General features: G+C 69.4%; 12 protein-coding genes, 1 tRNA gene and 1 pseudogene. 7 read left to right on the top strand and 7 right to left on the bottom strand.

The window, feature by feature from the left end:
- Window positions 1-75: 75 nt before the first annotated feature.
- Genes HFP15_RS37655 through HFP15_RS37675 form a run of 5 tightly spaced genes read left to right on the top strand, consistent with a single transcriptional unit; the run spans window position 76 to window position 6507 of the window.
- Window positions 76-1293: a class I SAM-dependent methyltransferase gene (locus tag HFP15_RS37655; protein WP_312871941.1), complete on the top strand. Its 1218-nt coding sequence runs from the start codon at window positions 76-78 to the stop codon at window positions 1291-1293.
- Complete coding sequence (locus HFP15_RS37660) at window positions 1290-2051, top strand: DUF1295 domain-containing protein (protein ID WP_168522566.1); 762 nt, start codon at window positions 1290-1292, stop codon at window positions 2049-2051. The genes HFP15_RS37655 and HFP15_RS37660 overlap by 4 nt, the downstream gene beginning before the upstream one ends.
- A 58-nt stretch (window positions 2052-2109) precedes the next feature.
- Window positions 2110-3102, top strand: coding sequence for a sigma-70 family RNA polymerase sigma factor (locus HFP15_RS37665; RefSeq protein WP_376768925.1), 993 nt, complete (start codon window positions 2110-2112; stop codon window positions 3100-3102).
- Window positions 3099-3671 carry a TIGR03086 family metal-binding protein gene (locus HFP15_RS37670; RefSeq protein WP_168522570.1) on the top strand — a complete coding sequence of 191 codons (573 nt, stop codon included), beginning with the start codon at window positions 3099-3101 and terminating at the stop codon, window positions 3669-3671. Before HFP15_RS37665 ends, HFP15_RS37670 begins: the two co-directional genes overlap by 4 nt.
- Before the next feature lie 37 nt (window positions 3672-3708).
- A complete protein-coding gene (locus tag HFP15_RS37675; RefSeq protein WP_168522572.1) occupies window positions 3709-6507 on the top strand; it encodes an FAD-binding and (Fe-S)-binding domain-containing protein in 2799 nt (932 codons plus the stop codon).
- On the opposite strand, the gene HFP15_RS44295 is transcribed toward HFP15_RS37675, so the two are convergent.
- The 3 genes from HFP15_RS44295 to HFP15_RS37685 all read right to left on the bottom strand — a co-directional run bounded on the left by HFP15_RS44295 (window position 6497) and on the right by HFP15_RS37685 (window position 7749).
- The gene (locus tag HFP15_RS44295; RefSeq protein WP_446680264.1) at window positions 6497-6988 is read right to left on the bottom strand and encodes a virginiamycin B lyase family protein; all 492 of its coding nucleotides are present in this window, start codon (window positions 6986-6988) and stop codon (window positions 6497-6499) included. The genes HFP15_RS37675 and HFP15_RS44295 overlap by 11 nt on opposite strands.
- Window positions 6879-7616, bottom strand: a complete 738-nt coding sequence (locus HFP15_RS37680; protein WP_168522574.1) for a dienelactone hydrolase family protein — start codon at window positions 7614-7616, stop codon at window positions 6879-6881. The genes HFP15_RS44295 and HFP15_RS37680 overlap by 110 nt, the downstream gene beginning before the upstream one ends.
- Before the next feature lie 59 nt (window positions 7617-7675).
- Window positions 7676-7749: transfer RNA gene (locus HFP15_RS37685), tRNA-Leu, on the bottom strand.
- Between the two features lie 107 nt (window positions 7750-7856).
- Here HFP15_RS37685 and HFP15_RS37690 point away from each other — a divergent pair.
- Window positions 7857-8078 (top strand): DUF3618 domain-containing protein, encoded by a 222-nt coding sequence (locus tag HFP15_RS37690; protein ID WP_168522576.1) that lies wholly within the window; start codon window positions 7857-7859, stop codon window positions 8076-8078.
- 288 nt (window positions 8079-8366) lie between these two features.
- On the opposite strand, the pseudogene HFP15_RS44250 reads toward HFP15_RS37690, so the two are convergent.
- Window positions 8367-8634, bottom strand: a pseudogene (locus HFP15_RS44250) (hypothetical protein); the annotation flags it as partial.
- Between the two features lie 243 nt (window positions 8635-8877).
- Complete coding sequence (locus HFP15_RS37700; RefSeq protein WP_168522590.1) at window positions 8878-9453, bottom strand: TetR/AcrR family transcriptional regulator; 576 nt, start codon at window positions 9451-9453, stop codon at window positions 8878-8880.
- Window positions 9454-9566: 113 nt separating this feature from the next.
- Between HFP15_RS37700 and HFP15_RS37705 the strand changes: the two genes are divergently transcribed.
- On the top strand, window positions 9567-11048 hold the full coding sequence (locus HFP15_RS37705) for a flavin-containing monooxygenase (protein ID WP_168522580.1): 1482 nt from the start codon (window positions 9567-9569) through the stop codon (window positions 11046-11048).
- A 62-nt stretch (window positions 11049-11110) separates the two neighbouring features.
- Here the strand turns inward: HFP15_RS37705 and HFP15_RS37710 are convergent, their stop codons facing one another.
- Together HFP15_RS37710 and HFP15_RS37715 are read right to left on the bottom strand one after the other, a co-directional pair.
- Window positions 11111-11590: a helix-turn-helix domain-containing protein gene (locus HFP15_RS37710; RefSeq protein ID WP_168522582.1), complete on the bottom strand. Its 480-nt coding sequence runs from the start codon at window positions 11588-11590 to the stop codon at window positions 11111-11113.
- 190 nt (window positions 11591-11780) lie between these two features.
- Window positions 11781-13253: LCP family protein (locus HFP15_RS37715; protein WP_246272403.1), on the bottom strand; the 1473-nt coding region annotated here is incomplete at its 5' end.

Below are 13253 nucleotides of genomic sequence, written 5' to 3' on the forward strand. Positions count from 1 at the left end.
TGGGTCACCCCGCCAAGCCGGAGGGCGGGTGGCGCCGAATACGAAGACACGTCTTCCGCCAGAAAGGGTCCTGCCGTGCCTGACGTCGCGCCACAGCTCGCCGCCCTGCTCTCCCGGCTGATCGGCGGTGAGCTGCCGGTCGGGTTGCGGGCTTGGGACGGCAGTACCGCTGGTCAGGACACCGGTCCCAAGGTCGTCCTGTCCTCACGTCGTGCGTTGCGGAGGCTGCTGTGGAACCCGGGCGAACTGGGCCTCGCCCGTGCCTACGTCTCCGGTGACCTCGACGTCGAAGGCGACTTGACCGAGGGACTGCGGCGCTGCTGGAACCTGTTCCGCTCGGGGAAGCTGCGGCGGCCGCAACTCGGTGCGAGCGAATGGGCGGAGATCGTGCGGCTCGCGGTCCGGCTCGGCGTGCTCGGCCCGCGCCCGGCGCCGCCACCTGAGGAGGCACGGCCGACGGGCAGGCTGCACACGCGCCTGCGCGACCGCGCCGTGATCGCCCACCACTACGACCTCGGCAACGACTTCTACCAGCTCGTTCTCGACGAGACCATGGCCTACTCCTGCGCGTACTTCACCGATCCGGCCCAGTCGCTCGCGGACGCCCAGCGCGCCAAACTGGACCTGGTCTGCCGCCGGCTGGGCCTGCGCCCGGGCATGCGGTTCCTCGACGTCGGCTGCGGCTGGGGCTCGCTGCTGCTGCACGCCGCCGAGCACTACGGCGTCGTCGCCACCGGCATCACGCTGTCCGAGCAGCAGGCCGCGCACGTCCGCGCCGAGATCACCGAACGCGATCTGCCCGCCGAGGTGCTCCTGCTGGACTACCGCGACCTCGACGACGAGCCCTACGACGCGATCGCGTCGCTGGAGATGGGTGAGCACGTCGGCGCGGGGAACTATCCGCGATACGCGTCCACCCTGTTCCGGATGCTGCGGCCCGGGGGACGCCTGCTGCTCCAGCAGATGTCGCGCGGCGAGGTGGCGCCCGGCGGCGGCGCGTTCATCGAGTCCTACATCGCGCCGGACATGACGATGGTGCCGATCGGGGAGACGCTTTCCAGGCTGGAGACGGCCGGGTTCGAGATCCGGGAGGTGCGGGCCATGCGGGAGCATTACGTGCCGACCGTGCGCGCGTGGGCGGAGAACCTGGAGAAGAACGCCGACCAGGTACCGCCCGGGTGGCTGCGGGTGTGGCGGCTCTACCTCGCCGGCGGCGCGCTGGCCTTCGAGGAGAACCGCATGGGGGTCAACCAGATTCTCGCCGCCAAGACCACTGTGGACGGTCGCGCGTGAGCTCCGGCCTGGTCGTCACCGCGGTGCTCGTGCTGGCGCTGATCGTGGTCACCTTCGTCGTCGGCGCGCTCCGCAAACGTTTCGACACGATCGACACGGTGTGGGGCCTCGGCTTCGCGCTCGTCGCCGTGGTCACCTTCGCCCGCTCCGACGGCGATCTCACCGCGCGGATACTGAGCACCGTCCTGACCGTCGTGTGGGGTGTGCGGCTGGCCGTGCACATCGGGCTGCGCAACCGCGGCGGCGACGAGGACAAGCGTTATCAGGGGCGCGGGCCACTGGCGATGTTCACTCGCTTCTACCTCACGCAGGCCGTGCTGTTGTGGCTGATCTCCCTGCCCGTGCAGGTCGCGCAGTACGGCGACCCGGCTCCCGCCGCGCTCTACTGGATCGGCGGCCTGCTGTGGGCGGTCGGCTTCGCGTTCGAGGCGATCGGCGACCACCAGCTCCAGCGGTTCCGCCGCGACCCGGCGAACAAGGGCAAGGTCCTCGACACGGGGTTGTGGCGCTACACCCGGCACCCGAACTACTTCGGCGACGCGTGTGTCTGGTGGGGGCTGTATCTGCTGGCCTGCCACAGCTGGCTCGCTGCGGCGACGGTGGTCAGCCCACTGATCATGACGGCGCTGCTCGCGAAGGGGTCCGGCAAGCCGATCCTGGAACGCCAGCTGCTGGACAGCAGGCCTGGTTATGCCGAGTACGTGGCCCGGACCAGCGGTTTCTTCCCGCTTCCGCCGAAACCGCTCGCCGATCGATGAGTTCTCGCGCGCCCTCTGGTCTGTACTTCCAGCGAGGCCCAGGGAGATGCTTATGACTATGACAATGACCGAGAGACCCGCCGCCGGAGAGGACTTCCTCCGGCAGGCCGATCCGTACAGACGCGAGCTGCTCGCGCACTGTTACCGCATGCTCGGCTCGGTGCACGACGCCGAGGACCTGGTGCAGGAGACCTACCTGCGGGCGTGGAAGTCCTACGAGAAGTTCGAGGGCCGCTCCTCGCTGCGCACCTGGCTGTACCGCATCGCGACCCGGGTGTGCCTGACCGCGCTGGAGACCCGCGGCAAGCGCCCGCTGCCGACCGGGCTCGGGCAGCCCGGTTCGCAGGCGGGCGACGAACTGGTCGAACAGACCGAGGTGCCGTGGCTGGAGCCGATGCCCGACGCGATGGTCGGCGCCGAGAGCGCGGACCCGGCCGCGATCGTCACCTCGCGTGAGTCGATCCGGCTGGCGTTGATGGCCGCGTTGCAGCACCTGCCGCCGCGCCAGCGTGCGGTGCTGATCCTGCGGGACGTGCTGCAGTGGCGCGCCGCCGAGGTGGCGAAGGTGCTCGACACGACGACCACCGCCGTGAACTCGATCCTGCAGCGGGCGCGCGCCCAGCTCGCGGAGGTCACGCCGTCGGAGGACAAGGTCGCCGAGCCGGCCGAGGCCGAACAGCGTGAGCTGCTGGAGCGGTTCGTGACCGCGTTCGAGCGCAAGGACATCTCGGCGATGGTGGAGCTGTTCACCAAGGACGCGATCTGGGAGATGCCGCCGTTCGTCGGCTGGTACCGGGGCCCGGAGAACATCGCCCGGCTCATCGACATCCAGTGCCCCGCGAAGGGGCCCGGCGACATGCACCTCGTGCCGATCTCGGCGAACGGGCAGCCCGCGTTCGGCCTCTACATGCGCGAGGGCGAGGTCTACGTGCCGTTCAACATGCCGGTGCTCACCTTGTCCGACGAGGGCGTCGAGCACGTCTCGTGCTTCTTCGACACGACCCTGTTCGCGAAGTTCGGCCTCCCGGAAAGCATCCCGGTGCCGCGATGACCGACGAGGGCGCGGCAGCGCTGATCGGCGGCGTCGGGCTGCTGGAACGCGCGGTGAACTACACGCTCGGCAGCCTGCTTCTCGTCACGCCGGAACTCATGTCGCGCCCGACGCCATGCCGGGCCTGGAACCTCGCGGACCTGCTGGCGCACATGAACGACTCCATGCTCGCACTGCACGAGGCCGCCGACATCGGGCACGTCGCACTGGACGTGCCCGCTGCCGGCGGCGGCGATCCGGTCGCGACCCTGCGCGACCGGGCCTGCCAACTGCTCGGCGCGTGGGCGAACTCCGAACGATCCGAGGCTTCGGTCGGTGGTCTCGCACTGCACACGAGCATCCTCACCAGCACCGGCGCGCTCGAGATCGCCGCGCACGGCTGGGACGTGGCCAGCGCGTGCGGACGGCCGCGGCCGATTCCGCCCGCGCTGGCCGAGGAACTGCTGAACCTGGTCCCGCTGTTCGTCACCGACATCGACCGGCCGGGCCGGTTCGATCCGGCGCTGGCGATCTCGCAGCGCGCTCCGGGAAGCGACCGATTGCTCGCCTTCCTCGGCAGGCGGCCCTAGGGCGGTCTCGCGAGCCGGGCGTTGAGAAGATGAGGTGATGGGTACCGCTGAAGTCACCGCGCCGGTCGTCGAGGCCCTGCGCAAGGCGGGGATCGCCGAGGTCGACGACTCCGCCCGCCGCCGCGCCGAGTACTCCACCGACGCCTCGCTCTACCGGGTGCTGCCGACCGTCGTCGCGTTCCCGCGCCATGCCGACGAGGTGGTCGCCGCGGTCGAGACGTGCCGTTCGCTCGGGGTTCCGCTGACGGCGCGTGGCGCCGGAACGTCGATCGCGGGCAACGCGGTCGGCACCGGCGTCGTGCTCGACTTCTCCCGTCATCTCAACCGGGTGCACGAGATCGACCCCGAGTCGGGCACGGCGCTGGTGGACCCCGGTGTCGTGCTGGACGACCTGCAACGGCAGGCCGCGCCACACGGGCTGCGCTTCGGCCCGGACCCGTCCACACACAGCCGCTGCACGCTCGGCGGCATGATCGGCAACAACGCCTGCGGTTCGCGCGCCCTCGGTTACGGGCGCACCGCCGACAACCTCCTCGAAGCCGACATCGTGACGGGTACCGGCGAACTGCTGCACGTCGCGGCGGGCGCCGATCCGGAGTCCTCGCCCACGCTCGCCGCGCTCGACCGGATCGTCCGCTCGCGCCTCGACGTGATCCGCACCGAACTCGGCCGGTTCAGCCGCCAGGTGTCGGGCTACTCGCTGGAACACCTGCTGCCCGAGCACGGTTTCGACGTGGCGAAGGCGCTGGTCGGCACCGAAGGCACCTGGGGCGTGCTGCGGCGGGCGAGGGTCCGGCTGGTGCGCGCGCCCAAGGTGACCACGCTCGTCGTGCTGGGCTACCCGGACATGGCGGCCGCCGCCGACGCTGTGCCCGCGCTGCTGTCGTCCGGCCCGACCGCGCTGGAGGGGCTCGACGCGCGGATCGTCGAGGTCGTCCGCAACCGCAAGGGTGCGGTGCCCGAACTGCCGCGCGGCCAGGGCTGGCTGTTCGCCGAACTGCGCGGCGACGACCCCGCCGAGGCGAAGGCGCTGGTGGCGCAGTCGGGCGCACTGGAGGCGCGGATCGTGCGCGACAGTGCCGAAGCGGCCGCGCTGTGGAAGATCCGCGAGGACGGCGCGGGCCTGGCCGCACGCGTGTACGGCGACCGTCCCGGTCACGCCGGCTGGGAGGACGCGGCGGTGCCGCCCGAGCACCTCGGCGCGTACCTGCGCGAGTTCGAGGCGCTGCTCGCCGACCGCGATCTGCGCGGCGTGCCGTACGGGCATTTCGGCGACGGCTGCGTGCACATCCGCATCGACTTCCCGCTCGACGAGCGCGGCGGGCGCAAGGTGTTCCACGACTTCCTCGTGGACGCGGCGAAACTCGTGGCAGGCTATGGCGGGTCCATGTCCGGTGAGCACGGCGACGGCCGCGCCCGCGGCGAACTGCTGCCGCTGATGTACTCCCAGGCAGCGCTGGACACGTTCGCCGAGGTCAAGAACGTGTTCGACCCGCAGGACCTGCTCAACCCCGGCGTGATCGTGCGGCCGCGACCGGCCGACGAGGACCTGCGCGACGTGGGCCGGCGCCGGATGACGACCGGGCTGGGATTCGGCTACCACCATGACGGCGGCGATTTCGGCGCCGCCGTGCACCGCTGCACGGGCGTGGGCAAATGTCGTGTCACGGCGCCGGGCGGCGTGATGTGCCCGTCGTATCGCGCCACCCGCGACGAGCGCGACTCGACACGTGGACGCGCCCGCGTGCTGCAGGAGCTGGCCAACTCGGCCGCCACCACCGACTGGCGTTCGCCCGAGGTCGCCGACGTGCTCGACTTGTGCTTGTCCTGCAAGGCTTGTTCCTCGGACTGTCCGACCGGTGTCGATATGGCGACCTACAAGGCGGAGACGCTGTACCAGCGTTACCGCCGCCGGCCCCGGCCCGCGTCGCACTACGCGCTCGGCTGGTTGCCGCGCTGGGCCAAGCTGGCCTCGCGGATGCCGAAACTGGTCAACCGCGCCATGTCCGGTCCACTGGCCTCGCTCGGCAAGCGGATGGCCGGGGTGGATCCGCGCCGTTCGCTGCCGGTGTTCGCGCCGCGCACGTTCCGGCAGTGGTTCGCCGAACATCCGGTCGCGGACGGGAAACCCGTGATGTTGTGGGTGGACACGTTCACCGATCACTTCACGCCGCAGGTCGGCGTCGCGGCCGTGCGGGTGCTGGAGGACACCGGGTTCTCGGTGTCCATTCCGGACAAGAAGCTGTGCTGCGGACTGACCTGGATCTCCACCGGCCAGCTCGACACGGCACGCCGGATGGTGCGCCGCAGCGTGGAAACACTTGCCGCCGCGGGAACTCCGGTGATCGGGCTGGAACCTTCCTGCACCGCGGTGTTCCGCAGCGACGCGCTGGAACTGCTCGGCCCGACGCCCGAGGTGAACGCCGTCTCCGGTGCGATGAAGACGCTCGCCGAGTTCCTGTCCGAAGTGGACGGCTGGGAGCCGCCGGATCTGACGGGTACGAGCGCGGTCGTGCAACCGCACTGCCACCAACACGCCGTGATGGGTTTCGCCGCGGACCGGAAGCTGCTGGAGCGAGCCGGGGTCGAGACGAAGGTCGTCGGCGGTTGTTGTGGTCTGGCCGGGAACTTCGGCGCCGAAGCGGGACACTACGACGTGAGCGTGGCGGTGGCGGAGAACGAGCTGCTGCCCGCTGTCCGCGAGGCGGGTGAGGGCAGCACGGTGCTCACCGACGGCTTCTCCTGCCGTACCCAGCTCGGGCAGCTCGTGCACCGCGACGGCACGCACCTCGCGGAACTGCTCGCCGGAGGCGACGAGCGCGGAGTCAGCCGGTAGTCAGCCGCGCGATCGAGCCGGTCTCCAGCGCCGCCCAGACCGCGCCGTCCGGGCCGACGGCGATGCCGTGTGGTTCGCACGCGCGGTCCGGCAGGGCGAAGGTCTGGATGTCGCCGTTCGCCTCGATGCGGCCGATGCGCCCGGCGCCCCATTCGGTGAACCAGCGGCACCCGCCACCGTCGGCGACCGCGCGCGGTCGGGCAACGGGAACTCGGTGATCTGCCCGTCGGCCGTGATCCGGCCGATCGCGTTCGCCTGGGATTCGGTCACGGTGAGTCCGTACGGCCCCGGCTTTCCGACGGCGAACTCCACAATGGACACGAACGGGCAGCCTGCCGGCCCCGAGCCTGCGTGTCGCGCGGTTTTCCGTATCAGCCCAGGTGGGCGCCGTACAGGGTGCGGAGCGCTTCCCAGTGGCGGGCCTCGGCCTCGGCGTCGTAGGTGGGGTTGTCCGGCACCGCGAACCCGTGGTGTGCGGGATAGAACTCGACGGTGTGCTCGACGCCGGCCGCGGTGAGCGCGTTGTCCAGCAACTCGGCCTGCTCCGGCGTGAAATGGTTGTCGTCCTTGGCGCCTGCCACGTAGACGACGGCGGCGATCCGGCCGGCGGCGAGGTGCGGGCTCGAGGGTTCGCCGGCGACGGCGAGCCCGCCGCCGTGGAACGACGCGGCCGCGGCGATCTTGTCGCCGAGCCCGCCCGCGGCGACCATCGACATGCGCCCGCCGAGGCAGTAACCGGTGGTGCCGATCGCCGTACCGGTCACCTCGGGGCGGCTCAGCAGGAAATCGGCGTAGGCGCCGGCGTCGGCGATGATCACGTCGTTGGTGAGCGGGCCGGCGAGCCTGCCCAGCCGCGCGCGCTCCGCCGGGTCGGTGAACAACGTCGCCACGTCGAACGGATCCCAGTCGGCCGCGCGGTAGTAGATGTCGGGGACGAGTGCGACGTAGCCCATGCTCGCGAGCCGGTCGCCCATCGCGCGCATCGTCTCGCGCGCCCCGCCCGCGTCGGGGTACAGCAGGACACCGGGCCAGGGCCCGTCGCCGTCCGGGATGTGGAGAGTGCCCTTGCTCTGACCTTCCGGGGCGGGAATCTGGACGTCCAGGCGCATGAGTGAAAACTTAGCACTGCCAAGGGCCTGGTTCGCTCCCCGCGAAACCGGCCGCCGTGTGGGCCCGGAGAGACTCGAACTCTCACTGGCACGGACCTAAACCGTGTGCCTCTGCCAATTGGGCTACGGGCCCTCCGGCAAAGCCTAGCGCCTGCGGCTCGTCCCGTTCCCGGCGTGGCCGGTGCCACCTGCGGGAGGGCGTGATCTACGGTGGTGCCCTGCAAAGGTTGAGGAGGACTTGTGGCCCGCGACCCCGACACCATCGAGCGTGACATCGAGCAGGCGCGCAAGGCGCTGGCTTCGACGTTGGATCAGCTCGGTGAGAAGGCCAACCCCAAGAAGCTGGCCGACACCGCGAAGACGAGCGTGACCGCGACACTGAACAACCCGAAGGTGAAGTACCCGCTGATCGGCGTCGGTGTGCTGATCGGCGCTCTGCTCGTGCGCAAGCTTTTCCGCTGAGCGACGAGGGCCGGGCGGTGTCCCCGCTCGGCCCCGCCCGGGATCAGGCGCTCGCCGAGGAGACCTGGCCGCCCGCGACGGTGACCGTGCCGCTGGCGGCGGGCAGGGCCGAGGACTTGCTCAGCGCGTCCCCGATGTCCGCGGTCAGCTTCGCCTTCGGGCGCCGGGATGCCTTGTTCTTCGGCTTGACCACCGGAGCCTCGTCCGACTTCTGCGCGGGCACATGGGAGGCCTGGTCAGCCGGGTCGGAGTCCGTCTCCTCGGCGGACTCCTCAGCTGAGTCCGACGACTGCGGCACCTCCAGCGGCGCGGGTTCGGGCCTGGTGAGCCGTGCGGTCATGTACGCCGAGGTGAACTCGAGCGCGCTGCCGTTGAGCAGGTGCACGACCGTGGACTCCTTGGCGTCCGGGCCGAGCTTGTCGACGAGCTGGTCCACGCTGTCGCGGGCCGCGATGATGCCCGGCGCCCGCCCGGTCAGGGTCTTCCCCCGCCCCGAGACGGTGATCGTCCAGTCGTCGTTCTCCTGGACGTAGATGGCCGTGATCGGGTCCGCCATGTCTTCTCACACCCCTGCCGCTGGCTACATGCTTCGCAAGTGGGAGCGAGTAAGCGCCGTTTCGTGACGCCGACCGGCCTTAACCCGATCGGGCGTACCTGAGCCGCCGTTCGCTGAACTTGCTGTCCGGCTCTATCGATACCCCAACACGACTCTGTGTGACAAGTGACCGGGGAAAATGTGCCCTCCGTGACGTCCGCTTGGCGTAATGCACGTGCATTTGCACGAGTGTCGCAAAAGCGGTCACCGTACGCGTCCGCGCAGCCCTTCCCAGAGAATGTCCATCGCGTAATTTGTCGCCCGTTCAGGTGTCACTTCTTCGTGGCGTTCACACCAGATGGCGAGGCGCTCGCAGGCCCCGACGACGAATTCCGCGGCCGCTTCCACCCTCAAGGGGGACCCTTCGTCGAAGTAGTTGGCCATCAACTTCGCGATCAGGTCCGTCTGCTGGCGGCGGGTCGCCTCGATCTCGTCGGACGCCGTCGTGCCGATCAGTGCCATCTCGTGCCGCAGCAGTGACCACGCCTGCCGGTGATCGCGGATGTAGAGGAAGAACGCGTGCAGTCCGCGGCGCAGGGCCTCCTCGGCGGCCGTGGCGCCGAGTACGGCCTGCTCGGTGACCTCCCGCAGCTCCGACCTCGACTGCGCGATGCACGCGAGCAGCAGCCCTTCCTTGGAGTTGAAGTACTCGTAGAGCATCGGCTTGGACACGCCGACCCGGTCGGCGATCTCGTCCATGGAAGCGGTGACGTAGCCACGCTCGGCGAACACCTGCTCCGCGACCTGGATCATCTGGCGTTCGCGCTCCGCGCGCGGCATGCGTTTGCGACGGGCGGGGGTGGTGCTCACGAGGTTCACTCTACCGGAAGTAACCTACTTCGAGTAAGGTGGACTCGCGGTAACACTAAAAGGTCTCAACGCGGAGGAAACAGATGGGCGAGCGGACTGAGACGGGCGTGATCATCGTCGGCACCGGCTTCTCGGGGCTCGGCATGGCCATCCAGCTGCGCAAACAGGGGCGCGACGACTTCGTGATCCTCGAAAAGGCACACGAGGTCGGTGGCACCTGGCGTGACAACAGCTACCCCGGCTGCGCCTGCGATATCCAATCGCACATGTACTCGTTCTCCTTTGAGCAGAACCCGAACTGGACGAGGTCGTTCTCGCCGCAGCCCGAGATCTGGGACTACCTGCGGCGGGTCGCGCGGAAGTACGACCTCTACCGCTTCATCCGGTTCGGGCAGGAGATGACCGGGGCCCGCTGGGACTCCGACGAGCACCGCTGGCACGTCGCCACGAGGGGCGGCGACGAGTTCGCGGGCAAGTACCTGGTCAACGGTGTCGGGGCGCTGCACATCCCGCAGATCCCCGAGCTCGCCGGCATCGAGAAGTTCAAGGGCGAGTCGTTCCACTCCGCGCAGTGGAACCACGACTACGACCTGCGCGGCAAGCGGGTCGCGGTGGTCGGCACCGGCGCGAGCGCGATCCAGTTCGTCCCGCAGATCCAGCGGGAGGTCGCGCAGCTGACGCTGTTCCAGCGGACGCCGCCGTGGGTGATGCCGAAGCCGGACCACGCGATGCCGGACTGGGCGCAGGCGATGTTCCGCAAGATGCCCGGCATCCAGCGCGGCTACCGGAACCTGCTGTATTGGATGCTCGAAGCACGCGCGATCGGCTTCAACGGCCATCCCGGCCTGATGAAGGTCGCGCAGAAGCTCGCGAAGGCCAACATCGACCGCGCGATCACCGATCCGGAGCTGCGGGGCAAGCTGACGCCCGACTACACGATGGGCTGCAAGCGCGTGCTGATCTCCAACGACTACTACCCGTCGCTGGCCAAGGACAACGTCGAGGTCAACACCGACGGGGTGCGTGAGGTTCGCGAGCACAGCGTCGTGGACAACGCGGGTGTCGAGCACGAGGTCGATGCGATCATCTTCGGCACCGGCTTCCACGTCACCGACGCCTTCGACAATCTGGACATCATCGGCGAGGGCGGCCGCAACCTGTCCAAGGAATGGGCCACCGAGGGCATGCGGACCCACCTTGGCATCACGGTGTCCGGGTTCCCGAACCTGTTCTTCCTGCTCGGCCCGAACACCGGCCTCGGGCACAACTCGGTCGTGTTCATGATCGAGTCGCAGATCCGTTACATCGCCGAGGCGATCGGCATCGTGGAACAGTCCGGGGCGAAGGCGCTCGAACCGCGGCCCGAGGTGCAGGAACGGTTCAACACCGAGATCCAGCACAAGCTCAACAAGGGCATCTGGACGCAGGGCGGCTGCAAGAGCTGGTATCTCGACGCCAAGGGTGTGAACCGGACGATCTGGCCGGGCTTCACCTGGCGGTACTGGCTCAGCACGCGCAAGGTGCGCCCGGCCGACTACGAACTGATCGGCACGAACGGCAACTGAGTTCGCGGGAAGCCGGGCCGCTCGGTGAGCGGCCCGGCGGCGAGTTCCGGCAGGCGGCGGGCTCAGCCTCCGCTCGGGTCGGCCGCCGACATCCCCGCCAGCCGGGCCAGCAGCTCGCTGACGGGTATCCCGCACAGCTCGGCCATGCGTTCCAGCGCGGGCGGGTCGAGCTGCACCTCGCGCGGGGAGCCGGGCTGACGCAGCCGGTCCTCGGCCCATCTGCGTAGCGGGAGCAGCTCCGGTTCCTTGGCGGCGACGATCAGCGCCAGGTCGAGCCGGACCTTGCCCGGTTCGTCGGTGAACACCCGCCGGTGGACCCTGCCGAGCAGGTCCTGGGGCAGCTCGTTCATCGCGAGACACAGCTCGACCAGCCGAACCACGGAACACTGCCGCGTGCCGAGTTCGTACGTGGCCAACGTCTGCAGTGAGATGTCGCTCTGCAGGTGCTGGTTCAGCTCCTTGCGCGTCCAGCCGCGCCTACGGCGTAGTTTCCTGAGTTCCTCCCCAAGAACTCGCTGGTAGACGTCACTGTCGATGTGCACTCCTCGTCCCCTGCCTTGACCCTGCGTCGCGCCGCACCCCTGCGCCGGCACGTCCGGTCGAACTCGCGTGGTGTCCACGCGTATGAAAGTCGCTCGGGGCTCCGCTCTTACGCGACTTTGGCCGAGTCTTTGCGGGCGAGTTTTCGGATTGCGCCGAATGGGTTAACGGGGGAAGGGCTGAACGGAGTGATCAGTTGACGCAAGTGATGCCGTCGGCCGTGATCGGCTTGTCGTCCGGGGCCGCGGGCGGCGGGGCCGCGCTCGACGAGGACTGCGCCGGTGCCTGCCGCACGTTGGCCGCGCTGCTGGCCTGCTGGAAGTCGCTGCCGATGACCACGAGGACGTGCCCCGCCGGGACGCTGTCGTCCTCCACCAGCGACGACTTCGAGCCCAGCGCGTCGGCCACGGTCTGCGCCTTGTCCTTCGCGCCCGCCGGGTAGCGCACGGCGGTCGACTTGACGTTGCCGCTGGCGTTCTTGGTCTCCCCGGCGGTGAAACCCTTGGCGCTCAGCGACTCGGAAACGTTGGCGGCAAGGCCTTCCTTCGACGTTCCGTTGTGGACGTCCACCGTGGTCGCCGAGTTCTGGGAGCCGGCGGCCGCGGGCTGCTGCGGGGCGGGCACGCCGGTGACGGTCTGCACGAAGTCGTGCACCTGCTGTGGGTCGACCTGGATGGCCTGCCCGTCCTCGGGCGTGTCGTAGTCCACGTTGACCACCGGGATGGTCTCGAACTGCAGCTGGCCGCCGGTCAGGCCCTTCATCTGCTGGGCGAACGCGAAAATGTCCCAGCCCTGGTTGAGCACCACGGACTTCTTGATCGCGTCGGTCAGGCCGGAGAGCTTGCCCGGGTCCGCCAGCGTGCCCGCGGAGAGCACCTTCTGCGCCATCCCTGCCATGAACACCTGCTGCCGCACGACCCGGTCCAGGTCACCGCGGGGCAGGCCGTGCCGCTGACGGACGAACTCGAGGGCCTCGACGCCGGAGATGGTGTGCCGTCCGGCGGTGAACCTCGCACCCGAGTAGGGATCGTTGACGTTGTCCTTGAGGCACACGTCGACGCCGCCGATGGCCTTGGTGATGTCGGAGAAGCCGAGCAGGTTGATCGAGGCGTAGTTGTCGATGCCGAAGCCGGTGAGCTGCTGAACCGTCGCGATCAGCGTCTTCGCGCCCGCCTGGTTGCTCTTGAGCTCGACGTCCTTGGCGTCGGTGTCGCCGGAGGCCTGCAGCTTCGAGCGTTCGGTGGCCTTGCCGCGGGCGTACGCCGAGTTGATCTTGTGCTTGCCGAAGCCGGGAATGTTGACGTACGAGTCGCGCGGCAGCGACATCGCGACGGCCTTGCTGCCGTTGTTGGGGATGTGCACCAGGATCAGGGTGTCGGTGTTCTCCTCGCCGTCGGAGACACCGGCCCGCAGCTGGTCGAGCAGCTGCTGGGGCAGCGGGTTGCCCTGCGCGTCGGTGCGGCTGTCCATGCCGACCAGCAGGATGTCCCGCGCGCCGTCGGCGGGCTGGTCCTGGCTGATCACGTCGGTGGTGGTCAGGCCGCCGACCAGGCCCTGCATGGCGGCCCACGCGTAGCCGGTCAGGCTCATCACGAGCAGCGAGACGACGGCGACCGCGATCTTGGCCCCGAAGCGCCTGCGGCGGGGCGGGGGCGGTGCGGGACC

This window comes from Amycolatopsis acididurans (genome assembly GCF_012328925.1).
GTDB classification, from domain to species: Bacteria; Actinomycetota; Actinomycetes; order Mycobacteriales; family Pseudonocardiaceae; genus Amycolatopsis_E; species Amycolatopsis_E acididurans.

Excerpts from the sequence above, each read along its gene's own strand:
- HFP15_RS37675 (WP_168522572.1), top strand. The coding sequence starts at position 3,709 with ATGGGTACCGCTGAAGTCACCGCGCCGGTCGTCGAGGCCCTGCGCAAG.
- HFP15_RS37705 (WP_168522580.1), top strand. The coding sequence starts at position 9,567 with ATGGGCGAGCGGACTGAGACGGGCGTGATCATCGTCGGCACCGGCTTC.
- HFP15_RS37670 (WP_168522570.1), top strand. The coding sequence starts at position 3,099 with ATGACCGACGAGGGCGCGGCAGCGCTGATCGGCGGCGTCGGGCTGCTG.
- HFP15_RS37700 (WP_168522590.1), bottom strand. The coding sequence starts at position 9,453 with ATGCCGCGCGCGGAGCGCGAACGCCAGATGATCCAGGTCGCGGAGCAG.
- HFP15_RS37680 (WP_168522574.1), bottom strand. The coding sequence starts at position 7,616 with ATGCGCCTGGACGTCCAGATTCCCGCCCCGGAAGGTCAGAGCAAGGGC.
- HFP15_RS37665 (WP_376768925.1), top strand. The coding sequence starts at position 2,110 with ATGACAATGACCGAGAGACCCGCCGCCGGAGAGGACTTCCTCCGGCAG.